General features: G+C 56.7%; 29 protein-coding genes. 7 read left to right on the top strand and 22 right to left on the bottom strand.

Translation table 11 applies throughout. The annotated features are described in order from the left end of the window. Nucleotides 1-42: 42 nt before the first annotated feature. From OEL57_RS00635 to OEL57_RS00655, 5 genes are all read right to left on the bottom strand, one after another. Nucleotides 43-939, bottom strand: coding sequence for a tetratricopeptide repeat protein (locus OEL57_RS00635; RefSeq protein ID WP_300735782.1), 897 nt, complete (start codon nucleotides 937-939; stop codon nucleotides 43-45). Beyond that, nucleotides 939-1,784 carry a hypothetical protein gene (locus OEL57_RS00640; protein ID WP_300735783.1) on the bottom strand — a complete coding sequence of 282 codons (846 nt, stop codon included), beginning with the start codon at nucleotides 1,782-1,784 and terminating at the stop codon, nucleotides 939-941. The genes OEL57_RS00635 and OEL57_RS00640 overlap by 1 nt, the downstream gene beginning before the upstream one ends. Then, nucleotides 1,784-2,935 (bottom strand): acetoin utilization protein AcuC, encoded by a 1,152-nt coding sequence (locus OEL57_RS00645; protein ID WP_300735784.1) that lies wholly within the window; start codon nucleotides 2,933-2,935, stop codon nucleotides 1,784-1,786. The genes OEL57_RS00640 and OEL57_RS00645 overlap by 1 nt, the downstream gene beginning before the upstream one ends. Before the next feature lie 7 nt (nucleotides 2,936-2,942). Beyond that, the gene (locus OEL57_RS00650; protein WP_300735785.1) at nucleotides 2,943-3,806 is read right to left on the bottom strand and encodes a putative metalloprotease CJM1_0395 family protein; all 864 of its coding nucleotides are present in this window, start codon (nucleotides 3,804-3,806) and stop codon (nucleotides 2,943-2,945) included. Nucleotides 3,807-3,904: 98 nt separating this feature from the next. After that, complete coding sequence (locus OEL57_RS00655; protein ID WP_300735786.1) at nucleotides 3,905-4,801, bottom strand: DnaJ C-terminal domain-containing protein; 897 nt, start codon at nucleotides 4,799-4,801, stop codon at nucleotides 3,905-3,907. Between the two features lie 125 nt (nucleotides 4,802-4,926). Here OEL57_RS00655 and hemG point away from each other — a divergent pair, with 125 nt between their 5' ends. Both hemG and OEL57_RS00665 read left to right on the top strand, forming a co-directional pair. Continuing rightward, complete coding sequence (hemG, locus tag OEL57_RS00660) at nucleotides 4,927-6,327, top strand: protoporphyrinogen oxidase (protein WP_300735787.1); 1,401 nt, start codon at nucleotides 4,927-4,929, stop codon at nucleotides 6,325-6,327. A gap of 3 nt (nucleotides 6,328-6,330) precedes the next feature. Continuing rightward, nucleotides 6,331-6,621: a GSU3128 family (seleno)protein gene (locus tag OEL57_RS00665; RefSeq protein WP_300735788.1), complete on the top strand. Its 291-nt coding sequence runs from the start codon at nucleotides 6,331-6,333 to the stop codon at nucleotides 6,619-6,621. 8 nt (nucleotides 6,622-6,629) lie between these two features. Here OEL57_RS00665 and radC read toward each other — a convergent pair whose 3' ends face one another. From radC to OEL57_RS00685, 4 genes are read right to left on the bottom strand one after another with little or no spacing between them, the layout of a single operon-like run. Continuing rightward, nucleotides 6,630-7,322: a RadC family protein gene (radC, locus tag OEL57_RS00670; RefSeq protein WP_300735789.1), complete on the bottom strand. Its 693-nt coding sequence runs from the start codon at nucleotides 7,320-7,322 to the stop codon at nucleotides 6,630-6,632. Beyond that, nucleotides 7,322-8,137, bottom strand: coding sequence for an undecaprenyl-diphosphatase UppP (gene uppP, locus OEL57_RS00675; RefSeq protein ID WP_300735790.1), 816 nt, complete (start codon nucleotides 8,135-8,137; stop codon nucleotides 7,322-7,324). Before uppP ends, radC begins: the two co-directional genes overlap by 1 nt. 6 nt (nucleotides 8,138-8,143) lie before the next feature. Continuing rightward, on the bottom strand, nucleotides 8,144-8,833 hold the full coding sequence (locus OEL57_RS00680; RefSeq protein WP_300735791.1) for a DUF7168 domain-containing protein: 690 nt from the start codon (nucleotides 8,831-8,833) through the stop codon (nucleotides 8,144-8,146). After that, nucleotides 8,823-9,332, bottom strand: a complete 510-nt coding sequence (locus OEL57_RS00685) for a DUF2062 domain-containing protein (RefSeq protein WP_300735792.1) — start codon at nucleotides 9,330-9,332, stop codon at nucleotides 8,823-8,825. Before OEL57_RS00685 ends, OEL57_RS00680 begins: the two co-directional genes overlap by 11 nt. A 127-nt stretch (nucleotides 9,333-9,459) precedes the next feature. On the opposite strand from OEL57_RS00685, the gene OEL57_RS00690 reads away from it, so the two are divergent. Genes OEL57_RS00690 through amrA form a run of 3 tightly spaced genes read left to right on the top strand, consistent with a single transcriptional unit; the run spans nucleotide 9,460 to nucleotide 11,081 of the window. Then, complete coding sequence (locus OEL57_RS00690; RefSeq protein WP_300735793.1) at nucleotides 9,460-10,017, top strand: glycine cleavage system protein R; 558 nt, start codon at nucleotides 9,460-9,462, stop codon at nucleotides 10,015-10,017. Beyond that, nucleotides 10,017-10,529 (top strand): peptide deformylase, encoded by a 513-nt coding sequence (def, locus tag OEL57_RS00695; RefSeq protein ID WP_300735794.1) that lies wholly within the window; start codon nucleotides 10,017-10,019, stop codon nucleotides 10,527-10,529. Before OEL57_RS00690 ends, def begins: the two co-directional genes overlap by 1 nt. A gap of 9 nt (nucleotides 10,530-10,538) precedes the next feature. Continuing rightward, nucleotides 10,539-11,081 (top strand): AmmeMemoRadiSam system protein A, encoded by a 543-nt coding sequence (gene amrA / locus OEL57_RS00700; RefSeq protein ID WP_300735795.1) that lies wholly within the window; start codon nucleotides 10,539-10,541, stop codon nucleotides 11,079-11,081. 67 nt (nucleotides 11,082-11,148) lie between these two features. Here amrA and OEL57_RS00705 read toward each other — a convergent pair whose 3' ends face one another. The 13 genes from OEL57_RS00705 to purE all read right to left on the bottom strand — a co-directional run bounded on the left by OEL57_RS00705 (nucleotide 11,149) and on the right by purE (nucleotide 20,783). Further along, a complete protein-coding gene (locus tag OEL57_RS00705; RefSeq protein ID WP_300735796.1) occupies nucleotides 11,149-11,679 on the bottom strand; it encodes a DUF2062 domain-containing protein in 531 nt (176 codons plus the stop codon). A 173-nt stretch (nucleotides 11,680-11,852) separates the two neighbouring features. Then, nucleotides 11,853-12,527 (bottom strand): ABC transporter ATP-binding protein, encoded by a 675-nt coding sequence (locus OEL57_RS00710; RefSeq protein ID WP_300735797.1) that lies wholly within the window; start codon nucleotides 12,525-12,527, stop codon nucleotides 11,853-11,855. Nucleotides 12,528-12,667: 140 nt separating this feature from the next. Further along, a complete protein-coding gene (locus OEL57_RS00715) occupies nucleotides 12,668-13,828 on the bottom strand; it encodes an ABC transporter permease (RefSeq protein WP_300735798.1) in 1,161 nt (386 codons plus the stop codon). Continuing rightward, a complete protein-coding gene (locus OEL57_RS00720; RefSeq protein WP_300735799.1) occupies nucleotides 13,825-14,262 on the bottom strand; it encodes a DUF2318 domain-containing protein in 438 nt (145 codons plus the stop codon). Before OEL57_RS00720 ends, OEL57_RS00715 begins: the two co-directional genes overlap by 4 nt. Nucleotides 14,263-14,264: 2 nt before the next feature. After that, the gene (ccsB, locus tag OEL57_RS00725; RefSeq protein ID WP_300735800.1) at nucleotides 14,265-15,113 is read right to left on the bottom strand and encodes a c-type cytochrome biogenesis protein CcsB; all 849 of its coding nucleotides are present in this window, start codon (nucleotides 15,111-15,113) and stop codon (nucleotides 14,265-14,267) included. Beyond that, nucleotides 15,110-16,495: a cytochrome c biogenesis protein ResB gene (gene resB / locus OEL57_RS00730; protein WP_300735801.1), complete on the bottom strand. Its 1,386-nt coding sequence runs from the start codon at nucleotides 16,493-16,495 to the stop codon at nucleotides 15,110-15,112. Before resB ends, ccsB begins: the two co-directional genes overlap by 4 nt. 85 nt (nucleotides 16,496-16,580) lie before the next feature. Then, complete coding sequence (locus tag OEL57_RS00735; protein ID WP_300735802.1) at nucleotides 16,581-16,976, bottom strand: hypothetical protein; 396 nt, start codon at nucleotides 16,974-16,976, stop codon at nucleotides 16,581-16,583. 111 nt (nucleotides 16,977-17,087) lie between these two features. Then, entirely contained in the window at nucleotides 17,088-17,675 is a 588-nt protein-coding gene (locus OEL57_RS00740; RefSeq protein WP_300735803.1) for a TMEM165/GDT1 family protein, read from the bottom strand. After that, nucleotides 17,676-18,260 carry a LemA family protein gene (locus OEL57_RS00745; protein ID WP_300735804.1) on the bottom strand — a complete coding sequence of 195 codons (585 nt, stop codon included), beginning with the start codon at nucleotides 18,258-18,260 and terminating at the stop codon, nucleotides 17,676-17,678. Further along, nucleotides 18,257-18,496 (bottom strand): PGPGW domain-containing protein, encoded by a 240-nt coding sequence (locus OEL57_RS00750; RefSeq protein ID WP_300735805.1) that lies wholly within the window; start codon nucleotides 18,494-18,496, stop codon nucleotides 18,257-18,259. Before OEL57_RS00750 ends, OEL57_RS00745 begins: the two co-directional genes overlap by 4 nt. Further along, a complete protein-coding gene (gene htpX / locus OEL57_RS00755) occupies nucleotides 18,497-19,351 on the bottom strand; it encodes a zinc metalloprotease HtpX (protein ID WP_300735815.1) in 855 nt (284 codons plus the stop codon). Between the two features lie 282 nt (nucleotides 19,352-19,633). Next, nucleotides 19,634-20,266 (bottom strand): carbonic anhydrase, encoded by a 633-nt coding sequence (locus OEL57_RS00760; protein ID WP_300735806.1) that lies wholly within the window; start codon nucleotides 20,264-20,266, stop codon nucleotides 19,634-19,636. A gap of 13 nt (nucleotides 20,267-20,279) precedes the next feature. Next, nucleotides 20,280-20,783 (bottom strand): 5-(carboxyamino)imidazole ribonucleotide mutase, encoded by a 504-nt coding sequence (gene purE / locus OEL57_RS00765; RefSeq protein WP_300735807.1) that lies wholly within the window; start codon nucleotides 20,781-20,783, stop codon nucleotides 20,280-20,282. Nucleotides 20,784-20,966: 183 nt separating this feature from the next. Between purE and OEL57_RS00770 the strand changes: the two genes are divergently transcribed. Further along, entirely contained in the window at nucleotides 20,967-22,214 is a 1,248-nt protein-coding gene (locus OEL57_RS00770; protein WP_300735808.1) for an MFS transporter, read from the top strand. An 88-nt stretch (nucleotides 22,215-22,302) separates the two neighbouring features. Continuing rightward, a complete protein-coding gene (locus tag OEL57_RS00775) occupies nucleotides 22,303-24,963 on the top strand; it encodes an ATP-binding protein (protein WP_300735809.1) in 2,661 nt (886 codons plus the stop codon). Nucleotides 24,964-24,980 lie beyond the last annotated feature (17 nt).

The raw sequence follows: 24,980 nt of genomic DNA on the forward strand, positions 1-24,980 counted from the left end.
AAAACCGACAAACAGCCAGTCGGCGGTGCTGAAGCCGAACATCTAGCACCTCCCCCGTATGGCATCGGCCTTGTCTGTCAGGTTGACCGCCCGGTAGCATTGTTCCAGAAAGTGGTAGACTCCGGCCATGGGAAACTGAGCGCAAAAGACGGCATCTTCCAGCACATCCTCTACAATGGCGGCTGCCTCGTAAAACTGGTCGTCCTGATGCTGCTCAAAGGCAACAGAGAGGGCGGTCAGGTAATCCACTGCCGGTACCTTGGGCAGCTCGCCACGCTGGATAGCGGCAATGCGGGCCTCAAGACTGCGGCGCTCTCCATCCTTAAGTTGTTCAACCAGCGGTTGCCACAACGCAAGGGCCTGATCATAATGCCCCAGTACATAGTGGGTTTCGCCAAGCTGATAGCGGGTGTGTAGGTCATCCGGGGCAAGTTCAAGTGAGCGGGTCAGGTATTTTTCTGCTCCGTACCAGGACTGCACCGCCAGGTGGGCAGCTTCCATCCGGCTCCCTTTTTCCATCAGGGTGCGGCCGATCTCGCGCCACAGTGCGGCATTGTCCTGTTCCAGCAGGGCCATAATCTTCAGCAGGTTGACCTTGCGATCCAGATATGGGGAGTCAACCTCTTTCGCATCCAGCATGATCGCTTCACCGCCGATCTCGGCAATGATGTGGGGATAGCCAGTCTGCAGTACCCGCGCATAATCGATCCCGTAGGTGCAGTCCGGGTTCTGGCGCAGGGCAAAGAACATTCCCTGTCCGATCTGGTCGTAGCTGGGTGCGCCATGCTCCAGGGCTGCACGGTAACTTTCCTCTGCCAGGGGGATCGGAAACTCCCACGGAATGTTAACCCGTCCATCGCGGCCGGTGATGTGGAACTCTGCAGGAGGCTGAAAATAGGTGATCCCGTCCAGCGGGGTTGGTGCAATGCAGTTTTGCATTAGTGTTGCTCCTCAATCCGGCGGTCCGGAAAGGTGTTTATTCCGGCATCTGCGCCGATCATTTTGTAGATTCTGATCTCATCCCAGGGGGTATCCAAAATCCCGTCATGGATAGCCCAACTGCGACCCCGCACGGTCTGCCCCATCCCCGGCATTCTGAACGGGCTGGAGCCGTCCAGCCGCTGGTACAGTTTTCCTCCAGGCCGGAATTCACGGTCAATCTCCAGCATCAACCGCTTGCCGGTCAGGTAATCAAAGCCGTAACGTTCATAGCGGATGGCGTTATCATAGGAGAGCGGTTCTCCAATGATTATCTCCATTCCCAGGCTGTCGGTAAACTGTTCCAGCAAGGTAAAGAACTCACCGAACATCCGCAGACCACGCCTGGTCTGGTGAGGAAACAGCCCGGCCTGCATGGCCCGCACCTCCTCCGGCAGGTTTCTGCCTTGGGAAGAAAAGTAGTTTACCGCTCCGGCTTCATTTACGTCAACCGCAAAGCGCGGGGCAGTGGGGTCGCAGATGATGCAGAAGGCCAGTTCCATCTGGTGGAACTGCGTGTCACTCAGTTCAACAAAGAAGACGACGTCAGTATCTTCAGGCCGGGCGCGCACCTCAATCCTGACGAAACTCAGGCCTTCCGGCGCGATTACCCGTATCAGTTGATCTTCTGCCGGATTGCAGAACGTGAACGGGTTAAGCTGCAGTATCCGGAACAGGCGTTTGGGGAGCAGTTTTGCGTAGAGGGCCTCTTTTTCCAGAATGTCCAGCCGGTTGATGGCAGCCAGAGAGGTCAGTGGATGACCATCCCGGCTTAGCATTGGGCTGTTTCCCGGCAGTTTCGGCATCAGATCAGCTCCGCCAGATCCCCGCCGATAATAACCGGGAAGACCTGCTTTTTGATGATGTTGATACTGCGCTCCAGTGCGTCCAGTGCAAGACCACGGTCATGTTCATCAGCCCAGTGCAGTGCATCCAGCAGCATGGTGTGGGGATAGCCCTGTTGGGTGATCTTTTTGATGAAGGCTGCTGGCAGCCGTGGCGCAAGTGCCACCCTATTCATGGCTCCCCAGGCAATGGTCCAGGCCCTGGCGGTGTTCATCAGGTCATAGCCGCCGCCCCCCAGTGCCACCCAGGGGATCTTCAGGGCCTGCAGCTTGCGCATGATGTAGGCATAGCTATGGGTGGTGAGCTCCAGCCGGGTCAGGGGATCGGTGCGGAAGGCGTCCGCACCGATCTGGGCCACGATGATATCAGGGTTAAAGGCGGCCAGCAGCGGATAGACCACCTCATCAAAGGCCCGCATGTAGAGAGGATCATCAGTGTGGGCCAGCAGCGGCAGGTTAACGCTGTAGCCCTGCCCCGGTCCCATGCCGGTCTCATCCTCAAAGCCGGTGCCGGGAAAGAAATAGACCCCGCTTTCATGCAGCGAGATGGTCAGCACCTGGTCATCTGCGTAAAACCCCTCCTGCACGCCATCACCGTGGTGGGCATCCAGATCAAGGTAGGCCACCCTGCGTCCCTGTTGCCGCAGCCAGTTGATGGCTATCACTGCATCATTCAGATAACAGAATCCGGATGCTTTGGCGCGCTGGCCATGGTGCCAGCCACCAGCCAGCGACAGCACGCTGTCAAACTGCTCTTCCACAATCAGGCGGCAGGCCTCCAGTGTGGCACCTGCCCCCAGTGCGGCATAGTCATAGAGTCCTTTAAAAACCGGACAATCGGCATCACCCAGCCCGAACATGAAATCTGCCCGTGGTTCATCGGAGGCGCTGAACTCCTTCAGGCGTTGCAGGTAGGCCGGGGTATGGAAGCTGAGAATCTGTTCGTCAGTTACCGGACGACAATCACGGCGCTCCATGTCGGGCAGATCAAGCAGGCCATAGGCCTCCAGCAGATCCAGGGCCAGACCGTAACGGTGCAGCTGAAACGGGTGGTGGCTGCCGTAGCTGAACTGTTCAAAGCGGGATGAGTAGACCAGGGCAGTACGGGACACAGGCGGCTCAGGCAAAGGAGGAGATCAGCGAGGTGATGTCGCGTACAGAACGGTTTGATTGGCTGCGACTGGATCTGTTTGATGAAGAAGAGTCAGAGTCTTGGACGGCAGGGTTGCCATAGGCATTTTTAACCTGTGCATCAGTTGTTTTGGAGCCTGATCGGGCACTACTCTCGCCGGATTTTTCAGGGGCAAGGGCAGCGTCAATCGCCTCTTTGGCCGGATCAACCGGCTGGGCGGCGTCTTGTTCAGGCGCGGCGCTGTCAGCCTGTACTTTGTCCTGTTGCGCCTCTGCCATTCGACTGGCTGCAGCAGCAGCAACAGACCGGTCCTGGCCTGACGGGTCTGAGGGGGCCAGGGCAGCCCGGATTACCTGCTGCATACGGGAGATGGTCTCCTGTGGAGTGCGGCCATCAGACATATCAATCTGCACCTCGCCGCCGGTGATATAGCTGCGGCCATCCGGCCCACGGGTATAGCTGTAGGAGGCAGAACTGGCCAGGTTTCCTCCCACCGCCTTGTGGGCTGCCTCATGGGCCTTAACCTTTTCTTCTGTCTGTTTCAGTTTTGCGACCTGTGCCTGGATGGCGGGATCTTCAATGCTCTGGCCGGTGACGGTGGTCTTTTCACCCGGTTTTGGGGCTGTTTGAGCAGGCTCAGTATTGTCGCTGGTTTTCTCAGTCGATTTCGTGTCAGGTTGTTTGACTGAAAGGGTAACGGTGTCTTCTGGAAGTTTAATCCCTGAAGCGGTCGTGGCTGTAGTGTTCTGTTCAGCACCGGAAGCAGCCTGACGATCTTCCGCGTTTCTGGTGCTGCCAGTCTGTGTTACTGCCGCGTAACCACTGTTGCTGATGCTACTCAGGGGATCCATGATCGCCATTCCGTTTTACAGCGCCCCGTTGGGATAGACTGCCTTACTGAAAGTATACAAAAATACAGTATAAAACTGCAATAGAACAGTGCAGGGGGTTACAGTCCGGCCTTGGCCAGCTCTTCCACCAGCTTTTTCTGGCTGCTGTTCAACCCTTCCGGTACATGCACAGCAATCTTAACAAACAGATCTCCCTTGGCGTTTGAGCCGAGGGCCTTGATGCCGCATCCTTTCAGACGGATCTTGGTGCCGGGCTGGATACCTGCCGGTACCTTGATCCGTTTTGGCTCTTCAAGGGTGGGTACCTCAAGACTGACCCCCAGGCAGGCCTCGCTGAAACGGATGGTCCGCTCCACAAACAGGTCACCGCCGTCACGGGTAAAGACCGGGTCATGGGCAACCCGGATATCAAGATAGAGATCACCGTTGGGGCCGCCGTTTTCTCCATCACTCCCTTTACCGGCAATCCTGATCCTGCTGCCGTTATCAACCCCGGCCGGAATCTTTACCTTCAGTTCTTCCCGCTGGCCGTTACGGCGGAAGGCCACCAGCCGCTCGCCGCCGGTGGCAGCATCACGAAACCCGAGATCAACGGCCAGTGAAAGATCCCCACCCTGACGCGGAGCTCTGCTGAAACCCCGTCCCCCCCCACGACCAAAAGCACCTCCGAACAGACGTGAGAAAATATCTTCTCCGCCGCCCATCCCCATATCCTTGAAGGTGCCGGAAAAGTCGAAGTTGCGGAAGATATCCTCCTGGCTGTATTGCTGGTGGAAGTCTGAAGATCCGAACGTGTCGTATTTTTTACGCTTCTCCGGGTCAGAGAGTACCGCATAGGCCTCATTGATCTCCTTGAACTTCTCCTCTGCCGCTGTATCGCCCTGGTTACGGTCCGGGTGGTACTTGACCGCCAGTTTACGGAACGCCTTCTTGATATCATCAGCTGAGGCATCTTTGGCAACACCCAGCGCCTCGTAGTATTCTTTCTGTGCCATGTTCACCTGCTCCTTTCATCCATTCTTATAACAATTTAGGCATGTTTGGGCCAACTGTCAACGTTGCTTGACAGTCCCGTGGGGCCACCGTACTATCTTTGTTACCACAGTACGAGAGGACTATCATGAAAAAGGTGCTGGTGATTGGCGGCGGTATCTCCGGTCTTTCCACAGCCTGGCTGCTGGACAAGCGGGCCAGAGAGGCAGGAATGAGTATTGATCTCTGTCTGCTTGAGCAGGAGCAACAGCCGGGCGGCAAGATTAAATCGGTCCACGAAGAAGGCTTTCTCTGCGAGTGGGGCCCCAACGGTTTTCTGGACAGCAAACCCCAGACCCTGGAGCTGTGCGCGGCATTGGGGATAACGGAGCGTCTGCACCGCAGTAACGATAATGCCCGTAAACGCTATATTTTTACCGGCGGAGAACTGCATCGCCTGCCTGAAAACGGCCCTTCCTTCCTGAGGAGCCGCCTGCTTTCCTGGCCCGGTAAGCTGCGGTTGCTGGGTGAGCCGTTTGCCGCCAACCCGCCGGGCAATGACGAAAGCCTGGCTGCCTTTGGGCGTCGCCGTCTGGGGGCAGAGGCTCTGCAGAAACTGATTGCGCCAATGGCATCCGGCATCTTTGCCGGTGATCCTGAAACCATGTCGCTGATCTCCTGCTTTCCCCGCATTGCTGAGCTGGAACGGGAATACGGCGGCCTGTTTGTGGCCATGCTGGCCCTGGCAAAGAAAAAGAAGCAGGAGCGTAAGGAAGGCAAGATCAGCAGTTCTGCTGCCGGACCTGGCGGCACCCTGACCTCATTCAAGGAAGGAATTCAGTTTTTGACCGACACCCTGGCTGCTCAGCTGGGGGAGCGGGTCAGGACCGGTGTTGCGGTTGCTTCGGTTGCCAGGGTAGGTGATGGTTGGGAGGTCAGGACCACAGGCGGAGAAACCCTGCAGGCTGATCTTGTGATCTCGGCAGCACCGGCCTTTGCTGCCGCCGACGTACTGGAAGGGGTTGATGCTGACCTGGTTGCTATCCTGCGTCAGATTCCGTACTCCACCCTGAATGTGGTCTGCTGTGGCTTCAAGACCGAAGGTCTGGGGCATCCGCTGGATGGCTTCGGCTATCTGGTGCCCAAGGAAGAAGGGCGTACTGTGTTGGGCACGCTCTGGGATTCCAGCATGTTTGAGGAACGGGCGCCAGGTGGCATGGCACTGTTGCGCAGCATGGCCGGTGGTGCCTGCCGTCCTGAACTGATTGCGCTGCCGGAAGCGGACCTTCTCCAGCGGGTGCGGGATGACCTGCAGGCGGCCATGGGGATTACCCAAGTCCCTTGTTTTAGCCGGATTATTCGCCATCAGCAGGCAATTCCGCAATACACCGTGGGCCATGGCAAGCGGTTGGAGGCGATTGAAGGGCGATTGGCAACCCTGCCCGGTCTGCTCTTGACCGGCAACGCCTTCAAAGGGGTGGGGTTGAACGACTGTGTGGCTGCCTCACAGGCCACGGTGGATAAGGCACTGACTGTACTTGGAGGATAGTTCATGAAGATCAGAAAAAAACTGTTTGCCGATTTCGAGTATGAAGAGGTGCTGGACAGCAAGACCCGTGAACTGATCCGGGTCGGCTGTGCCGTGGCAGTCGGCTGCCCTACCTGACTGAAGAAACACTTCGCCCTGGCGAAGGAAGCCGGCGCCGGGAGCGCCGAACTGAAGGAAGCCATGGCCTACGGGGTGATCGCCCCGGCTGGCCGGGCAAAGAATTTTGCACTGGAGCTGTTGGAAGAGTTAGAAAGTAAGACGTCCTGTGGAAGCCCGGATACAAGGCATCCTTAACAGTAGTTTTACAGCAGTCCTGATTCCACGAAGCTAAAGTAGCCGCCATCCCCGATGATGATATGATCCAGTACCCTGATCCCCAGGATTTCACCGGCCTCTTTCAGGCGGCGGGTTATCTCGCGGTCCTCCCGGCTGGGGGCCGGGTCGCCGGAGGGGTGGTTGTGGATGAAGATCACGGCAGCGGCTGATTCCCGCACTGCCGGGGTAAAGACCTCTCGCGGATGGACAATGGATTGATTCAGGCTGCCTTCTGATACCTGCACCTTGCGGGTAATCCGGTTCTTTCCGTCCAGCAGCAGGATCAGAAACAGTTCTTTGCGGTTGTCTCGCAGCTCATGGTGAAAAAAGTCAAAGACCTGGGCCGGTGAGGTAAACCGTTCCAGCGTCTCCAACCGTCGGGCCTGAAAGCGGCTTCCTAACGTAAAGGCTGCCTTGATTGAGGAGGCCTTGGCTAACCCCAACCCCTTGATCTGCTGTAGCTCATTTAATTCAGCCTGGGCCAGTTCCCGCAGGTTGCCGTCAAACCGCTCCAGCAGTTCCCGCCCCAGATCAATGGCGCTCTTGCCTGCTGCAGCATCACCGGTACGCAGCACCAGGGCCAGCAGTTCTGCATCAGATAGGGCAGCAGCCCCACGCTTGAGCAGCTTTTCCCGTGGCCGCTCATCTTCCGGCCAGTCTTTGATGGCGTTGCTGCCCATTACAGGAAGCCTGACCCTAACAACGCCATAACCCCAATCCCGGCAGCAACACGGTACCAGACAAAGGGCCAGAGAGTACGGTTCTGTACGAACTTCAGCAAAAAGGCAACGCTGATGTAGCCGACAATCGACGAGACCACTACCCCTACCAACATCGGCATGGCCATGCCCGGTTCAATGCCATGCTTCACCAGATGAATCCCTTTCAGCAGGGCAGCACCAAATACAATCGGCAATGAAAGCAGAAACGAGAAACGGGCGGCATCAGTGCGGGCAAGTCCCAGCAGCAGTCCGGCGGTGATGGTAATGCCGGAACGGGACACCCCTGGCACCAGGGCCAGGCACTGGAAACAGCCCACCAGCATGGCCGTGCCCAGGGTGATTGAGGCAACATCATGAAGTTGCTTGCCATAACGGTCGGAAAGTCCCAGGCCCAGTCCGAACAGGATCAGTGTCAGGGCTATCATTAAGGGGCTGTTGCGGAAGAGCGCCTCGATCGGTTCTTCCAGTGTTTTGCCAACCACCGCTGCCGGAACAGAGGCCAGCACAATCATCCAGGGCAGGCGCAGTCTCTTTTGTGCGCCCGACTGATACAGGCCGGTCAGACCATCCTGAGCCAGGCTAACCACATCCTTGCGGAAGTAAAAAAAGATCGCCAGAAAGGTGCCAAAATGCAGGGCAACGTCAAAGGTCAGCCCGGAATCGGGCCAGCCCAGCAGGCGGGGGATCAGGATCAGGTGGCCGGAACTGCTGATCGGCAGCACTTCGGTGGCGCCCTGAATCAGGCCCAGCAGGGCCGCATGGAACAGGTCCATTGGTTGTTACTCCTTGGGGAGAGTTTTCATGGTGGGGTGTAAACGTAGAGAAGCGCCATCCTGTCTGCCTTGATGGAATGCCTCTGACACAACGGTGGAGCTGCGACTACGCCGGGTTCTCAGCTCGCCGATATGCTCTTCCCGGTACTGCTTGATCAAGGCATCCTTGATCGGCACCAACGCCTTGCTGGTGGTGGGGGTCTGGGCCTTCTGGGCCTGCAGGGCCTGACGTATGCCATGCACACCGCCCAGCAGGTAGGAGCTGCGGACCCGCTGGCGATCAGTGGGGTGCAGCGTGTCGTCACGGAGTTCCAGGCTGCTGAGATAGCCTGAGGCCAGCCTGCGCAGCTCCTTGATCAGAAACTGCAGGGTGCAGGCCGCCACACCGGGGTCTTCTCCCACCCCGATGAAACGTAACCGGCTGTTCTCATGGGTTGTTGTGACAATAGGAAAACAGTCAAAGGCATTGGCCACCGTGGCAAACAGGGATGACAGCCATTTGGCAACGGTCTTGGCCACCACCAGCTCCGCCTCGCCAGCCCCTTCTTCCTGAACCTCCAGTTCAGACATGGCCAGGTTGTGTTCAGCCAGCAGGCGCTGGGCGTGGGCCGCAGCCAGGGCTGCTTCATGTTCGTTACTGCTGTTTGAAAGGGCCAGCAGTTTACGTACCCGCTCTATAATCCGTTCACGGGTCATGCTTCACCTGCTTCGGTTCCAACTCAAGATCTTCACCGGCAGTGATTGATTCACGGGTAAGTTCTGCCAAGCCCGGATCTTTACGGCGGAAGCGGACCACCAGCCAGTAGCAGAGGAAGTAGGAACTCAGGGCGGCAACCAGACCGACTATGGCACTGCCGATAAACAGTGCAGAGGCGTACTCCTTCAAATGGTGCCAATCAAGGACCGAGAAGGAGACTATCTGCGGCTCGCGCCCCAGCATAAATTCACCCAGGTGGTAACTGGCCATTAGTATCGGCACTACCGTTAATGGTGTGTTTACCCAGGAACCGGTGATGGTGGTCAGCTTGTTGAGCCGAAAGATAAAGGCTGCTGCAACGGCCAGTGCGGAGTGGATGCCAAACAGCGGGGTGATGCTGATAAACACCCCTACCGCGAACCCGGCGGCAATGTTGGCCGGGTGGTCGTCCAGGGCAAGAATCGCCTTCATCCGCTGTTTTATCTGTTCTTTGTTCATGGAACGGTCACTCTAAAGAGGGGGCTGCCGGTTTGTCAATCGTCAAAAACAATTGCAGCATAATTGTAATAATGGTAACCAGTCCGCACAAACCATTACAAGCTACTATTCCTGTCGGGAGTAAACCATGCCTCATCGTGAGCTGTCCCATTATGCTGTCTCTGTCGTTGGTGCTGATCGTCCCGGCATTGTTGCCGGAGTTACTGAGGCACTCTATAAATTGGGCTGTAATATCGCCGACTCCAGTTGTGCCATGCTGGCCGGCGAATTCGCCATGATCCTGATTGTGTCCCACAAGAAACCGTTTACCAAGGCGCTGCTGATTGAAGAGCTGAAGCCGGTTTGTGAGCGGATGGCCATGACCCTTTCGGTGCGTCATCTGCCGCTGGGCGAAGAGGATCGCAAGGAAACACCGGGCGAGATTTGCCAGATCACGGTCTACGGTGCTGATCAGACGGGGATCGTCTACCGCGTCACCAGCACCTTGGCAGCACACCAGATTAACATCATGGATCTGCAGACCAAGCTGGCCGGAACAGAGCAGGAGCCGGTCTACATCATGTTGCTGGAGGCGGTCCTGCCCGATGGTTGTTCGCCGGAAGCGGTGGAGCCGCTTCTGGATGGGCTGAAGCAGGAGCTGCAGGTTGAAATCAGTGTGCGGATCGTCACCCCGGTGGAGCTGTAATGGCGGTTCAACCAATCCTGAAATACCCGCATCCGCTACTGAAAAAGATGGCTCACCCTGTTGCTGCTGCCCTGGATACAGCTATTCATACTCTGGTGCAGGATCTGCTTGATACCATGCAGGCCGGTCCTGGTTCAGTGGGGGTGGCTGCGCCACAGATCGGGGTGGGGTTACGGGTTTGTGTGGTGGATGTATCCAACAGTCGTCATGGCAAGGATAACAACCATGGCTTGCTCTGTATGGTAAATCCCGAGATCATCAGCCGCAGCGGTAAAGCTGTGATGCGGGAAGGCTGCATGAGTGTGCCGGATTATACCGGCGATGTGGAGCGGGCCACCGAGATAACGGTCCGTTTTCTGGATAGCCAGAGCGGTCAGGAGCGGGAAGTGGCTGCCTCCGGGTTTGAGGCGGTGGCAATTCAGCATGAGATGGATCATCTGGACGGTCTGCTTTTTCTGGATCGGGTTATCAGTGTGTCCACCGGGCTGTTTCGCAGAAAAAGCTACCGTTAGGGAGCGAAGATGAAAAAGACTGAACAGAAGGTGTTGCTGCGGCTGGCCAGAGCAACCATTGTCGCACAGGTTAACGGACAGCCACTGCCCGGCATTGAAAAGCCATCAGAGCCACTGCTATCCCATTCCGGTTGTTTTGTGACCATTAAACAGCTGGGGCAACTGCGGGGCTGTATCGGTAGTTTTGTGGCCCAGCAGCCGCTCTGGCAGACTGTGCGGGAGATGGCTGTCTCAGCTGCTACCCGTGACCCCCGTTTTTACCCGATGCACCCTGCTGATCTGACTGATTTTCAGCTGGAGATCTCGGTGCTTTCACCGTTGCAGTTGATCCAGTCGGTTGATGAGATTCAGGTCGGCACTCATGGCCTCTACCTGATTAAAGGACATGCCCATGGTGTGCTGCTGCCCCAGGTGGCGGCTGAATATGGCTGGGATCGGGAGACCTTCCTGCGCCATACCTGCCTGAAAGCCGGTCTGCCGGAGACGGCCTGGAAAAAGGATTGCGAGATCTACATCTTCTCTGCCGAGGTGTTTGGAGATACTGGCTGTTAATGGACCGTTCCTGCTGTTCCCACCATCTGTAGTCAGCTGGAACAGTGACTGAAACCCGGCCCTGTTTCTACTGCTGCTCCCGCTCTGACCTGATCTTCCTGAGCTCCTTCATCCGCTTGAATAGATGTATGTTCCAGAGTAGCTGTGCACCATAGTAGGCAAGCAGGCTGGTTACCACAGCGACCAGAGAAGTTCCCAGTACAAACGGCTTCCAGATCTGGAGCATGCCGGTTGTCAGCCAGTCCAGACTCAACTCAAAGTTAAATTTCTGCGGAGGCAACCCCAGCAGCACCGCCCCGACCTTGTAGGTAAAATAAAACATGGGCGGCATGGTAAGCGGGTTGGTGATGAACACCAGCGCAACGGAAACCGGCATGTTTGCACGGAACAGTATCGCCCCTAAAGCCGCCAGCACGGTTTGAAAGGGAACCGGTATCCACATGCAGAAGATGCCGATGGCGCAAGCCCTGGTCACCGTGCTCCGGTTCATCTGCCAGAGATGAACCGCATGCAGTGCAGTTCCCAGGAAGCGCAGGTGCTTGTGCTCCTTGAGCGATGTAGGGTGCGGCGTCCATTTTTTCAGAAACTTTCGGGGCATATATCCTGACCAATCAAAAGGAATGCGCTGCTGATCCTCTGTAGCAAGCTTTTAATTATATACCAGGCCGGGCAGAATTGCAGCAGAACAATATGTTTAATGAATGAAAAGATTTGATTGCAGGCTGTTGTTCAGGTTGGCCGCCTTTTTGTGAGAGGCGGCCCATTTTGTGTTTAAGGGCTTGGCCTGTGCAGCACCAAACCGTCCTTTAGCCGGATGGTGCGCTGGGCATAACGGCCGTTATCCGGGTTGTGGGTGACCATCACAATGGTCTGGCCAGCCTGGTGCAGCTCTGCAAACAGCCCCATGACCTGATCGCTGGTGGCGCTGTCCAGGTTGCCGGTCGGTTCATCGGCAAACAGGATCGCCGGGCGGTTGACCACCGCCCGGGCAATGGCCACCCGCTCCTGTTCGCCGCCGGACAGGCGTCCGGGCAGGCGTCCGGCGCAATCTGCCAGCCCCATTCGTGCCAATGCGTCACCGGCCAGCCGCCGTTTTTCCGCCGCTGACATCTTTAGCGGGGCCAACGGCAGCATGACGTTCTCCAGCGCGGTCAGGTAGGGCACCAGATGAAAGGACTGGAAGACGAAGCCGAAATGCCTGGCGCGGAAATCAGCCAGACCATTGTCATCAAGCCTGTAAATGGCCGTGCCATCCACTTCTACGCTGCCGCTGTCGGGATGGCACATCCCCCCCAGAATGGTCAGCAGGGTGCTCTTGCCTGAGCCGGACTGCCCCATGATGCAGACAAACTCGCCGGTATCCACCGTCAGGTCAATCCCCTGCAGGGCAGCCACGTTACCTTCACCGGAAGGGTAGTTTTTTGTCAGATTGGTTGTGGTTATCATATGCTTCCTCGTTTTTCGGGAAATGTGAATTTTTTTGTTCTGGCGCTGACGAGCAAGGAACGGCGCGGAGGCGTACAAATCAGTACGCCGCACAAGCCTTTCCGCAGCAAGGCTGTGCCAGGGCGGAAAAAGACCATTTCCTAAAGGCTCCTTAATGCGTCTGCCGGGTCCATCCTGCCTGCCCGCCGCGCCGGATAGATGGCTGCCAGCAGGCTGACCAGCCCCACGGCAGCAATGGCGGCAATGGCTACCTGCCACTGCAGCAGCAGGTGCGGGTGACCGGATTGCGCCAGCAGAGGCAGGGCCACAGCCGCCGCCCCAACCCCCAGCAGATAGCCTGTCAGGCCTGCCACCAGCCCTACCAGTCCGGCCTCAAGCAGGATAATCCCCATCACATGGCCGGTACGGTAGCCAATGGCCCGGAAGATGCCGATCTCCACCTTGCGCTCATTGACACTGCCCATCATGGTGATGAACACTACCAACAGGCCGATCAGGGCGATCACACCACCCATGCCCAGCGAGAATCGCTTGAGCTGGCCGATGGTCTGCAAACGTCCCTCCACCACCTGTTTAATGGCACTGACCTTGGCATCCGGCAGCACTCCGGCAATCTGATCCACCATCTCGCCGATCGGACAGCCGGAACAGAGTGCCGCTACTTCGATCAAGGTGATTTTACCCTGCTTGCCGGTTATGGCCTGGGCAGCTGCCAGCGGTACAAACAGCAGGCCGTCATCCTGGGAGCCGGTCTCCTGCAAAAGCGCCGCTACCTTGAACGATCTGCCCCCTACGGTAAGCCGGTCACCAGGTTTTACCCCCAGCACCTGTGCGGCGCTAGTGCCGAGCAAGGCATCATCATCAGCCGACGGCTCTGCACCGGTTAACCGCCACCACGGTTTCATCCGCAGCTCAGCGGCAAAATCAACCCCCACCAGCAGCAGTTCCTTGCCCTGTACGGTCACTGTTCCCAAAACTTTGGGGGCGATGGCGGCGATGTTCTGGTGATTCTTGATGGTCCTGATCCGCTCCAGCACCGATGGATCAAGCTCACGCTGATCAAAGGAGACCCGTCCCAGGCTGATGCCGCCGTAGGAGAGGGCCAGATCGTTGCTCTTGGGGGTAATCAGGATGTTGGCCCCAAACTGGTCCATGGTGTGCTCAATATCAGCAGTCATGGAGTTTGAAAGGGTGACCAGTGCCACCACCGCAGCCAGGCCCACTGCTAGGGCCACGGTCAGGAAGAACATCCGGGCCGGTCTCCGCATCAGGTTTTTAAAGGCGATCTGATAGGGTCTCATGGAAAGAACCGTGCCCCCTGTTTCAGTTCATCAACCGGCAGCAGCAGCTGATCACCTGACACCTGTGACGGCAGGAAGTGCGGGTTGCAGCCCCCCACTGATGATGGGCCGATCCGGTCAATCGGAAAGGTCAGGTTGCAGTTGCGGCAGAGCATCACGTCCCCCTGCTGCTGATAGCCTTTACGTTCCTTAAAGCAGACGTCGCAGGCATCCAGCGCGGTCCTGATCCGGCCATCACTGCCTTTGACCGCAAAGAAGCGGATCTCTTTGCCGTCCAGGGTAATCCGGTAAAAGGAGGCCTGCATTGGTTTCAGATCTGCCAGCGGAATCTTCACCACGCTGCCGTCTGCCTGCACTGTCTTGTGCGAGCCGTTGCTGCAGGCTGCCAACATGCCGGTTAGTGTCAGAATCATCAGAACTAACAGTTTTTTCATGGTTACATTCCTCCGTAACTGTGCAGTCCCGACAGCAGCAGGTTGACACCCAGGTAACAGAAGATGGTGGCTGCAAAGCCGATGATTGAAAGCCAGGCTGCCCGTTTGCCGACCCAGCCCTTGGTGAAGCGGGCATGGAGGAAGGCTGCATAAACGAACCAGACGATCAGTGACCAGGTTTCTTTGGGATCCCAGCTCCAGTAGGTGCCCCAGGCATAGTTGGCCCAGGCCGCACCGGTGATGATCCCCAGAGTCAGCAGTGGAAAACCGACCATGATCGCCTTGTAGTTCAGGTCATCCAGCACCCTGGTGGGGGGGAAGACCGACAGAATTCCACCGGCAGCCTCGTCTCCCTTTTGCTCACTTTTGGCCTTGATCAGATACATGATCGAGACACCGCAGGCCACGGCAAAGGCCGCATAGCCCAGAAAACAGCTGATGACATGGTAGGTCAGCCAGTTGCTCTGCAGGGCTGGCATCAAGGGGCTGATGTCGCTGGGCAGGTAGAGCTGCCCCCAGGTCATGCCCAACAGGGCAAACGGCATCACAAAGGCGCCGATCACCCGGTATTTGTACTTGGCATCAATGATCCCGAAGATCAGCACGATACTCCAGGCGAAAAAGACCACCGACTCATACAGGTTGGACATCGGCGCATGGCCGACCCCCATATCGTAGGACTCTTTCCAACGTAGCCCCAGTGCGACGGTCTGGATGGCAAAACCGGTCCAGGCCAGCGTCGAACCTGCCAGACCGATCTGCTTATTGCGTCCGGCCATATAGATAAAGAAGGCCAGGGTGGAGAGCATGTAGAAGATGGTGGTTGCGTTCATCAACGATCCGCTGATCATGGTTTTTCCTCCTGTTGCAGTGTTGCCTTCAGCTCTTGTTCGATCCGTTCAAGCCGCTGCCGGAAGGCCGCCTGTGACTTGGTGGTATGGCCGGCAATCACCAGTCTGGCGTGGCCAAACCTGAACCAGATCCGCTGGTGCGGCAGAAAAAAGGCCACATACAGACCAATACACATCAGCAGGCTGCCGATCCAGACGACCCAGACACCGGGGTCCTTGTTGACCTGCAGGCCTGTGTAAGGGCGCTCGGTGCCACCCTGATAGGTGATGATCGGCAGGCTGAGTCTGGCTGCCTCGCGTTTGTTCTCTTCTGGGTAGTTGGCAAGGCTCAACAGGGTCACTGCCGGACCACTATTGGCGGGATGCACATCAATTCTGGCAGCCGGTCCGCTCTTCCCCGGCAGGAATGGCGAGACATCCTGTACCGCCTCAATCAGGTGCATGCTGCTGCCGTCGGGCAGATGGGCGGTTTCTTCACTGCTGACCGTCAGGCGTGTGGTGCCGACGGTAAAGGTGTGGTTACCGGTGTTGCCGTAACTGGACTGATAGAAGGTGATCCCCTTGTAAGTCAGCGGCTCGTTGACAATCAGGCGGGCATGTGTGTAACCGGGGATCTCCTTGCCGTTTTCAGTCAGCGTCAGGATGCTCTTGAACTCTTTGGGCATCTGGCTGGGGCCGCCTCCGGGGGCATCATAGAAGCTGACCGTGAACTGATCGCAGCGCAGCTCAAAACCCAACGGGCGCTCCTGCCCTTTACGGTCGGTGAAGCTGGAGACCGTGTCGCCTTCCGGTATGGCGACAAAACCCTTGAATCCGAAGATGTTACCGATAATGGCACCAATGAAGATCAGGATCACACTGGCATGTACGCCATAGACCGCAAGTCTGGCCCAAGGGCGTTTTTGCACAAACAGATGCAGTTCATGATCCTGTTCCGTGACGACCGGCCTGCCTGCAACGGCAGTAACTGCTGCGGTCAGTCTGTCGCGGTTAATAGACTCCGGGAGGTCTAAAACAACGCTGCAGGTGGCAGCAGCTTCCTGGGCGCTGCTGAGGGTGGTGTCCGGTCTGGTGGCGATCCGCCAGACATGGGGCAGCCGTTTGATGGTGCAGGCCAGCAGGTTGATCGATAGCAAGACCAAAAGCCCCTGAAACCACCAGGCGTGGTACATGTCAAAGAAGCCGAGCAGGCCATAGAGGCGGAAGCGGTTGCCCTGTTCACCGCCAATGGATGCGACATATTCAGGGGGAAGTTGCCCCTGGGGAATAACGGTCCCGATGATGGAAACCAGGGCCAGCAGAATCAGTACAGCCATGGTGAGGCGCAGCGAGGCAAAGGTCTGCATGACCTGATCGCTGACCGAACGGTGTTCAGTCGTCATAGGTGGATCTCCTGAAACAGATAGTCAGTCCTTGCATTAAAGACGCAAAGACACACAACGTTACATGTCGCGTGGTGTAACCGGTTTAGGAGAGGTTTTGCGGAGGTACAAAGATGGAGAGATAGACTTGCGGTGGTTGTTGTGGCTCAAGCGCCGTAAAAATACTGGTTACCATAACCGGCAAAGGTACGGTGATGGCTTTAAGGCTCAGCGGGGCATGGCAGGCGCAGGCGCAGGCTGAACTGGTACAGCAATCATCCTGCTGGGTATCCGTTGTATCATGATGACAATCATCACAGTCAGTGGCTGCAGCAGCGGCAGAACTGACGACTTTGGGCATATCCTGCTGATGGCTCAGTGCAGCCACCGGAGCCATCAGAATTGTTGCCAGTGCCAGTATGCTCATCAGGGTGGTGCTGAATATGCGGATACGTTTTTGTAGCATAGCTAAATAGTAGGGATTTGCCTGGGCGCTTGTCAAGCTGTTTCCAGCAGTTCATCATTTTTCGGTTTACGCAGTGCTAACGAGACAATTGCCGAGGTTAAAACCGTGATCGGCATATGAAAGCCGGTCATCAGGAAAATCTTCCCGTCACAGAGAGAGCAGCTTCCAGCACATGGCAACACCAAATACCAGAAACATGAAGCCGGCAGTGCGATGAATCCAGCAGACCGGGATATACTTAACCAGTTGTTTACCGGCAAAGATGCCGATCAGCGAGACCAGCCAGAGCGCCAGGGTTGAGGCCACAAAGACCGTGCCCATACCGCTCAGGCTACCGGAATGCTGGGCTGCCTGGCTGGCGGTGACCAGCTGGGTCTTGTCACCCAGCTCCGCCATGAAGATCATCAGAAAGGCGGTCCGTACCGCATCGGCTGCCGTTGGCGGCGGTCCGTCATTATCTTCAGCAACACAGGCGTTTTTCAGGGTGCTGTAGCCAAAGTAGAGGAACAGCAGGGCAGAAACCAGGGTGACCCAGAAGATCGGCAGTACCAGAAACAGGATCTTGCCCACCAGCACTGCTGCCAGATTCAGTACCGCAAAGGCGGCGGCAATACCGATGAAGATCCGTTTCCAGGGGTAGCGTAGCGCCAGGGCCATGGCAGTGAGCTGGGTCTTGTCACCCAGCTCTGCCAGAAAGATCAGCCCAAAGGTGCCGATAAAGGTGGACAGCTCCACCTAGAACTTCACTTTCGGTGCAACCTTGGCCCCTTCTTCGGCCTTGAACGGCTCCTTGCGCTTCAGGTGCAGCAGCATGGAGTTGGTCAAAGAGTTGGGGAAGGTACGGATGCTGGTGTTGAAAGCCTGTACCTGCTTGTTGTACCGCTCTCGGGCGACATTGATCCGGTTTTCAGTCCCCTCCAGCTGCTTCTGCAGATCAAGGAAGTTCTGGTTGGCCTTCAGGTCAGGATATCTTTCTGCCACCACCATCAGGCGAGACAGGGCGCCGGACATCTGGCCCTGCATCTGCTGGAACTTTGCAATGGCAGCCGGGTCATTGATAACGTCCTTGCTTACCTTCATACCACCCACACTGGCACGGGCCTCGGTAACCGCCTTCAAGGTGTCGGCCTCATGTCTGGCATAGCCTTTGACCACCTCAACCAGATTGGGGATCAGGTCATTACGGCGCTGATAGGTTGACTCCACATCAGCCCAGGCGGCAACCACCGCTTCTTCATTGGCCTGCATGGTGTTGTAACCGCAGCCGGACATCATCCCCAACAGCAGGGTTCCCATAATCAACAGCATGATTCGTTTCATGGTGATTCCTCCGTTTGATTTTTTTTCTTGTTTGTCTTTGTTTCGATGTAGGTCTTTACCTTATGCAGCAGGTCCCTGGCCCAGACAAACTCCGAGGCCAGTATCCCCAGTCCCAGTGGTATCACCACGATTGCCGGACCGGGGGTAAAAATCATGATAATGCCGATGATCACCACCGTGACACCCACCACGCCCACCACCATCTGGCGGGCCTTACGCAGGGTCCAATGCAGCATCTAGCGCTGGGCCATTGCCTGCAGGCGGGCGATCCGCTCTTCCATGGGCGGATGGGTGGAGAACAGGCTCATCATGCCACCGCCGGTCAGCGGGTTGACTATGAACATGTGGGCTGTGGCCGGTGTGGCGTCATGCATCGGAATCTGGTGTGACGCATTCTGTAACCGTCCCAGGGCACTGGCCAGGGCACGGGGTTTGCCGCAGATCTCGGCGCCGGTTGCATCAGCCAGATATTCCCGCGAACGGGAAACCGCCATCTGGATCAGCATCGCCATGATCGGTGCCAGAATGGCCATGGCCAGAGATCCCACCAGACCGCCAAGACCGCCACCTTCTTCATTATCACGACCGGCACCCAGCATGGCTCCCCACTGCAGCATGCTGCCGATCATGGAAATGGCACCGGCAAAGGTGGCGGCGATGGTGGAGATCAGGATATCGCGGTTCTTGACGTGCCCCAGCTCATGGGCCATCACCCCTTCCAGCTCCTCCGGGGAAAGTATCCGCAGGATCCCCTCCGTGGCTGCTACCGCAGCATGGCTGGGGTTGCGTCCGGTGGCAAAGGCGTTGGGTGACTGGTCAGGGATGATGTAGACCTTGGGCATCGGCAGACCTGCCCGCTGTGCCAGCCGCTCCACCATCTCGTAGAAGGCCGGGTTCTCATTGCGGGTGATCTCCTGGGCTCCGTACATCCGCAGTACGATCTTGTCTGAAAACCAATAGCTGCCGAAATTCATGACTGCCGCCATGACAAAGGCGATCAGCATGCCGCCTGACCCGCCAATAGCGCCGCCCATGGCCACCAGTAGCACTGTTAATAGTGACAGTAATAAGGTTGTTTTAAACTGGTTCATCATTGTTTGGTTCCTCCGTTAGGTTGCTTTAATAAAGCCGGGGGCCAAATAAAAAGACCTTTACCCACGGCGAAATAAAAATTCTGCACCTTGGATAAAGGTCTTGCTGGCGATTTCTCGTCCCACGTCCGAGCCCTTGTTACAGAACTGTCTTGACGAACCATGGGCCGACCATGTCTCCGGTCGGTAGCTACTCCCCTTTACGAAAGAAATCATAATCAGCCTTGCTCTGCTTGTCAAGGGGATTCGATCGGTCTTGTTGTTGCGTTATTTCAACAGGTTTTAAACAAGCAGCGCAAATTCGCCGCTGGCCGGGTGGTAGCTGTACAGGTTGCCGGACTCAATATCAAAGTACCAGCCATGCAGGTCCAGTTTTCCGGCATCAACTCGCTCCCGTACCCAGGGGAAGGTCAGCAGGTTTTCTAATGAAACCAGGATCGAGGCATGTTCGCAGGCCTTGGCCTGACGCTCCGCTGAGGCGTCTGAAAAGGTTTCCAGCACCTGCTGCTTGGCCCGCTCGGCAATACTGACCCACTTGCTGATATACTCGCCGTTTTTGTCAGACGGTATCCCCTCCATCAAGGAGCGGATGCCGCCACAGTTGGAGTGGCCCAGCACAATGATATGTTCCACCTCAAGGTGGCAGACCGCATACTCGAGGGCGGCACTGACCCCGTGGTAGGCCTGGTCATGCTCGCAGGGGGGGACCAGATTGGCCACGTTGCGGACAATAAACAGGTCACCCGGCTCGGATCGAACCATCATGGAAGGATCAACCCGTGAATCGCTGCAGCCGATCAGCACCACCTTGGGGCGCTGCCCTTTTTTCAGACAATCAAACAGCTCGCGGTCTTCGTGGAAGTACTCTTCCTGGAAGTTACGGAAGCCGTGGATAAATTTCTGAATATCCTGCATTGTTGCTTCTCCTTCAAGCCTGCTTCAGGCGGGTCTGCAGCTGGCTGGATTTTGCTTCAAGCTCTTGGCGAGTAGCGGCACGGAACTGTTCCAGTTTATCTGCCAACTCTGGTCGCTTAATGGAGAGGATTGAGGCAGCCAGGTAGCCTGCATTTTTGCCGCCATCAATGGCAACGGTTGCCACCGGGATGCCGGGAGGCATCTGTACGGTGGAATACAGGGCGTCAACCCCGGCGATGGCACCGGATTTGAGCGGTACGCCGATTACCGGCAGGGTGGTGTGGGAGGCTACAACGCCAGCCAGATGGGCAGCCATGCCTGCCCCGCAGATTAGCACCTCAATCCCCCGTTCGCGGGCGGTACGGGCATAGACAGCGGTCTTGTCCGGCAGGCGGTGGGCAGAGCTGATATCCATTTCCCAGGCGATTCCCAATTGGCTCAAAACTTCGGCAGCCTTCTCCATTACCGGCAGATCACTGTCGCTGCCCATCAAAATACCAACCAGCGGCTTGTTCATGGCATACGTCCCTTTCAGATGTTGTCGCGGTGCGTAGAAGTTGAAAAGCTTTATCACACCGTTTGGATCTCTGGATAAAAGTTGGCACAAACTAGCGAAACAGCTGTTTGCTGTCAACAGCTTTTGGACCATGCAGGCGTTGATGCAGCTGGATTCTGGTAATCAGCTGTGGCATGATGCGCCATGCCCATTTCAGCCTCAGATACGAACCGTTCACTGCACTACGGCTGGGTCATTGTGGCGGTCGGTGCCTTGGTGCTGTTCTCCTGCCTGGGGCTGGCCCGTTACGCCTACACCATGCTGCTGCCTGCCATGCAGGCCGGTCTGCAACTGTCCTATGACCGGATGGGGCTGATCGGCACCGCCAACTTCAGCGGCTATCTGGTTGCCGTGGTGCTGTCCCCCTGGCTGATCCGCCGTTTCCGTCCCCGGGCGGTGATCAGTACCGGTCTGCTGTTGATAGCACTCTGCATGGCCGGTATCAGCCAATCCCACGGCTTTCTTCCGGTTGCACTGCTCTATGCGTTGACCGGCCTGGGTGGTGGTTTTGCAAACATCCCCCTTATGGCCCTGGTCCCCTGCTGGTTCCGCAGTCAGACCCGTGGCCGGGCCGCCGGGCTGATCATTGGCGGCAATGGTCTGGCAATCATCTGTGCCGGCTATCTGATCCCTCTGCTTAATCGTTCTTACGCTGCTGATGGCTGGCGCATGGCCTGGCTGCTGCTGGCAGCCGTTACCCTGCTGACCGCCCTGATTGCTGTCCTTTGGCTGCGTAATGCCCCTTCAGAAAAGGGGCTTGAACCGCTGGGGCCGTTACAGCACGAACAACACGGCAGCATGCCGGTACCCCATGAACATCGCGGTGATGGCGGGTTGCTGCTCAGGCTGGGGCTTCTGTATCTGGCCTTTGGCGCAACCTTCATGGTCTTCGGCACCTTTATTGTCACCAGCATGGTGCGGGAGTATGGTCTGAGCGAGGTCCGGGCCGGGCAGTACTGGTCATGGGTAGGGTTCTTTAGTGTCTTTTCGGGGGTCGGTTTTGGCGCCCTGTCTGACCGGATCGGCCGTAAGCAGGGGCTGATACTGGTTTTTATGGTACAGAGCACCGCCTATCTGTTGGCCGGTCTCAAGTTGGGAAGCGTTGGTCTGCTGCTTGCCATTGTCCTGTACGGTTCCGCTGTTTTTGCCATACCGGCCATCATGGCGGCTGCGGTGGGTGATTATCTGGGCAGCGCCAGAGCTGCCGCTTCCTTTGCCACCATTACCCTCTTTTTTGCGGTTGGGCAGGCCATCGGACCAGCAGTTGCCGGTCTGCTGGCGCGTCTGTACGGTTCGTTCAGCCCTGCCTATCTCTGCGCTGCTGCCATTACCCTCTCTGCGGCCCTGTTTGCCTTTTTTTTGCCCTCTCCAAAACAACGCGGAGCTGCTTGACATCTTGTTGTTTAATGGCAGACTTTATCTACCTTAAACCGTCTTCTAACAATCGGTTTTGAGATAGTCCTGGAGAGTTGGAGTAGCCATGAAAAAGTATCGTACAGTCTGGATGGCGTTACTGCAGTGGGGGCTACTCTGGAGCCTCATTATCGGCTGTTCATTGCTCTGGAACGAACGACTGATTCGGCAGCAGATCTATGATTACTCCCGTCATGAAGCAACAACGGTCATTAACAAAGACCTGGCCTTCCGGCGTTGGGCCACCATGCATGGTGGCGTCTATGTGCATCCCACCGAACAGACTCCGCCCAATCCCTGGTTAACCGTTCCGAAACGTGATGTCGTGACAACAGACGGCGACAAACTGACCCTGATGAACCCGGCCTACATGACTCGTCAGGTCATGAGCATGTTTGGCGAGCAGTTTGGTGTCAAGGGGCATATCACCAGCCTGCTGGCCAAAAATCCCGGTAATGCGCCGGATGCCTGGGAAAGGGCTGCCCTGCTTGATTTTGAAAAGGGTGCGGACTCGGTCAATGAACTTACCACCATCGATGGTGCCCCTTACTACCGTCTGATCCTGCCGATGAAGATGGAGCAGGGGTGTCTGAAGTGCCATGCTGATACCAATATCCCTGTGGGAGGGATTAGGGGCGGCATCAGTGCAGCTGTACCACTAAAACCATATCTGCAGGCTGGCGAGAGTGGATTGCGAGGCGTTCGTCTGGCCCACGTCGGCATCTGGCTGGTGGGGATGATCGGCATCACCATTGCCAGTGCCATTTATCTGCGCCAGCAGCGTCTCAGCCAGCAGGCTGAAGATGACCTGCGGGCACAGGAAGCCCTCTATGCATCATTAACCACCGCCTCTCCCACCGGTGTCTTCCAGACCGATCTGAACGGAGCCTGCTGTTATGTCAATGATCGCTGGTCTGCCATTGCCGGGCTATCGCTTGAGCAGGCACGGGGAGATGGTTGGGGGCAAGCGCTGCATCCTGATGATCGTGAAAAGGTGTTTGGCGAGTGGCAGCAATCGGTTGCAGAGCATCGTTCTTTTGCTCTGGAATACCGGTTCAAGCGGCCTGATGGCTCAGTCTCGTGGGTCTATGGCCAGTCAGCCGAGATCTTTGACAATAAAGGCGGCATTATCGGTTATGTCGGCACCGTTACCGATATAAGCCTCCGTAAAAAAGTTGAAACCGATCTTGTTGAGCAGGAACTGTTTTTGCGGGAGAGTCAGGCAGTTGCCCACTTGGGTTGCTGGAAGTCACATCCCGGCACAGATATGCTGTATTGGACTGATGAGCTCTACCGGATGATGGAACATCCGGTAGACGAGCCAATCAGTCACACCACCTGTTTCAGGTATTTTGATCCTCAGGATCTGCCGCAGGTCAAGCAGGCACTGGAAGCTGCCATTGCTGAGGGCGTCTCCTTCACGCTAAACTGCCGCATGATCTCCTCACGTGGACGCCGTTTTTGGGTTGATTTTCGCTGTATCGGCAGGCTTGAAGGGTTGGAGGGGTTGTATGTTGCCGGTACCATGCAGGATATTTCAGAACATAAGCAGATTGAAGAGCTGCTGACCAGCGCCAAGGAGATGGCTGAGGCGACCAGCCGCACAAAGACCGAACTGCTGGCCACCTTGAGTCATGAGTTGCGAACTCCGCTTAACGGTGTGTTGGGTGGTGTTCAGTTGCTGGAAATGACAGAACTGTCTGATGAACAGAGCGACTATCTGGGGATGGTTCGCTCCTCTGCCAGCAATGAATTGGTTTTGGTAAATGATCTGCTTGACCTTGCCGGCCTTGAGGCATCGGGCCTGAAGATCAATGCAGCCCCGTTTGTGCTGCGGGACAGCATTACTACTGGCATCGATCCCCATCATACTGCTCTGGAACAGCGGGGACTTGGTCTTACGGTTAATCTGTCTGACAATCTTAATCAGCAGGTGGTGGGAGATGGCCCCCGTTTGACCCAGATTGTCAGTAGCCTGTTGGGTAACGCGATTAAGTTTACCCATCAGGGGACGGTTACGATCAGTGCTGATACCTGTGCAGGCGTGATGGACAAGGTGCTCCTGAGGCTTACTGTCAGCGACACCGGTATTGGTGTCTCCCCGGCTGATCAGGAGCGGATCTTTGAGCCGTTTGTACAGGTTGACATGTCCAATACCAGAAGGTTTGGCGGTACCGGTATGGGGTTAGCCATCTGTCGCAGAATAGCTGAGCGGATGGGAGGATCTCTGCGGGTTAGCAGCAAGCCGGGTGAAGGCAGCAGCTTTAGTGTGGAACTTCCCTTTGTACGTTCCTGCAGGGCCGATGAACAAGGTGCTGTGTCAGAAGTAGTTGCCCAGCCCAGTTGGCAGGGACGGCCTATGACCGTTTTAATTGCCGAAGATAATCCTGTCAACCTGCAGGCTGCTGCAGGGTTGGTCGGAAAGCTGGGGTTGAGGTCCCTCTGCGCAGAAGACGGTAAAAAAGCGTTGGCGTTCTGGATGCAGGGCGGGATTGATGTCGTTTTAATGGATATCCAGATGCCGGTTATGGACGGGCGAGAGGCTACCCGCTTTATCAGACAGCGGGAGCAAGGGGGAGACAGCCACACCCCGGTTATTGCGCTGACAGCACATGCCATGGCAGGTGACCGGGAGCGGTTGCTGTCTGAAGGGTTTGATGGCTATGTCGCCAAGCCGTTTCAACTACAGGAACTTGCGGTTGAACTGGAACGGGTGACAAAAAAATAGTTGTATCTTGATCTGTA

Source organism: Trichlorobacter sp. (assembly GCF_030247655.1).
GTDB lineage: Bacteria > Desulfobacterota > Desulfuromonadia > Geobacterales > Pseudopelobacteraceae > Trichlorobacter.

What these genes read in the sequence shown, in the direction of transcription:
- OEL57_RS00715 (WP_300735798.1), bottom strand. Translation starts at nt 13,828, where the DNA reads ATGAGACCCTATCAGATCGCCTTTAAAAACCTGATGCGGAGACCGGCC.
- amrA (WP_300735795.1), top strand. Translation starts at nt 10,539, where the DNA reads ATGAAAAAGACTGAACAGAAGGTGTTGCTGCGGCTGGCCAGAGCAACC.
- OEL57_RS00775 (WP_300735809.1), top strand. Translation starts at nt 22,303, where the DNA reads ATGAAAAAGTATCGTACAGTCTGGATGGCGTTACTGCAGTGGGGGCTA.
- OEL57_RS00760 (WP_300735806.1), bottom strand. Translation starts at nt 20,266, where the DNA reads ATGCAGGATATTCAGAAATTTATCCACGGCTTCCGTAACTTCCAGGAA.
- OEL57_RS00710 (WP_300735797.1), bottom strand. Translation starts at nt 12,527, where the DNA reads ATGATAACCACAACCAATCTGACAAAAAACTACCCTTCCGGTGAAGGT.
- OEL57_RS00680 (WP_300735791.1), bottom strand. Translation starts at nt 8,833, where the DNA reads ATGACCCGTGAACGGATTATAGAGCGGGTACGTAAACTGCTGGCCCTT.
- OEL57_RS00655 (WP_300735786.1), bottom strand. Translation starts at nt 4,801, where the DNA reads ATGGCACAGAAAGAATACTACGAGGCGCTGGGTGTTGCCAAAGATGCC.
- OEL57_RS00705 (WP_300735796.1), bottom strand. Translation starts at nt 11,679, where the DNA reads ATGCCCCGAAAGTTTCTGAAAAAATGGACGCCGCACCCTACATCGCTC.
- uppP (WP_300735790.1), bottom strand. Translation starts at nt 8,137, where the DNA reads ATGGACCTGTTCCATGCGGCCCTGCTGGGCCTGATTCAGGGCGCCACC.
- OEL57_RS00770 (WP_300735808.1), top strand. Translation starts at nt 20,967, where the DNA reads ATGCCCATTTCAGCCTCAGATACGAACCGTTCACTGCACTACGGCTGG.
- radC (WP_300735789.1), bottom strand. Translation starts at nt 7,322, where the DNA reads ATGGGCAGCAACGCCATCAAAGACTGGCCGGAAGATGAGCGGCCACGG.
- OEL57_RS00635 (WP_300735782.1), bottom strand. Translation starts at nt 939, where the DNA reads ATGCAAAACTGCATTGCACCAACCCCGCTGGACGGGATCACCTATTTT.
- htpX (WP_300735815.1), bottom strand. Translation starts at nt 19,351, where the DNA reads ATGAACCAGTTTAAAACAACCTTATTACTGTCACTATTAACAGTGCTA.
- purE (WP_300735807.1), bottom strand. Translation starts at nt 20,783, where the DNA reads ATGAACAAGCCGCTGGTTGGTATTTTGATGGGCAGCGACAGTGATCTG.
- OEL57_RS00750 (WP_300735805.1), bottom strand. Translation starts at nt 18,496, where the DNA reads ATGCTGCATTGGACCCTGCGTAAGGCCCGCCAGATGGTGGTGGGCGTG.
- hemG (WP_300735787.1), top strand. Translation starts at nt 4,927, where the DNA reads ATGAAAAAGGTGCTGGTGATTGGCGGCGGTATCTCCGGTCTTTCCACA.
- def (WP_300735794.1), top strand. Translation starts at nt 10,017, where the DNA reads ATGGCGGTTCAACCAATCCTGAAATACCCGCATCCGCTACTGAAAAAG.
- OEL57_RS00685 (WP_300735792.1), bottom strand. Translation starts at nt 9,332, where the DNA reads ATGAACAAAGAACAGATAAAACAGCGGATGAAGGCGATTCTTGCCCTG.
- OEL57_RS00640 (WP_300735783.1), bottom strand. Translation starts at nt 1,784, where the DNA reads ATGCCGAAACTGCCGGGAAACAGCCCAATGCTAAGCCGGGATGGTCAT.
- OEL57_RS00745 (WP_300735804.1), bottom strand. Translation starts at nt 18,260, where the DNA reads ATGAAACGAATCATGCTGTTGATTATGGGAACCCTGCTGTTGGGGATG.
- ccsB (WP_300735800.1), bottom strand. Translation starts at nt 15,113, where the DNA reads ATGATCAGCGGATCGTTGATGAACGCAACCACCATCTTCTACATGCTC.
- OEL57_RS00690 (WP_300735793.1), top strand. Translation starts at nt 9,460, where the DNA reads ATGCCTCATCGTGAGCTGTCCCATTATGCTGTCTCTGTCGTTGGTGCT.
- OEL57_RS00720 (WP_300735799.1), bottom strand. Translation starts at nt 14,262, where the DNA reads ATGAAAAAACTGTTAGTTCTGATGATTCTGACACTAACCGGCATGTTG.
- resB (WP_300735801.1), bottom strand. Translation starts at nt 16,495, where the DNA reads ATGACGACTGAACACCGTTCGGTCAGCGATCAGGTCATGCAGACCTTT.
- OEL57_RS00650 (WP_300735785.1), bottom strand. Translation starts at nt 3,806, where the DNA reads ATGGATCCCCTGAGTAGCATCAGCAACAGTGGTTACGCGGCAGTAACA.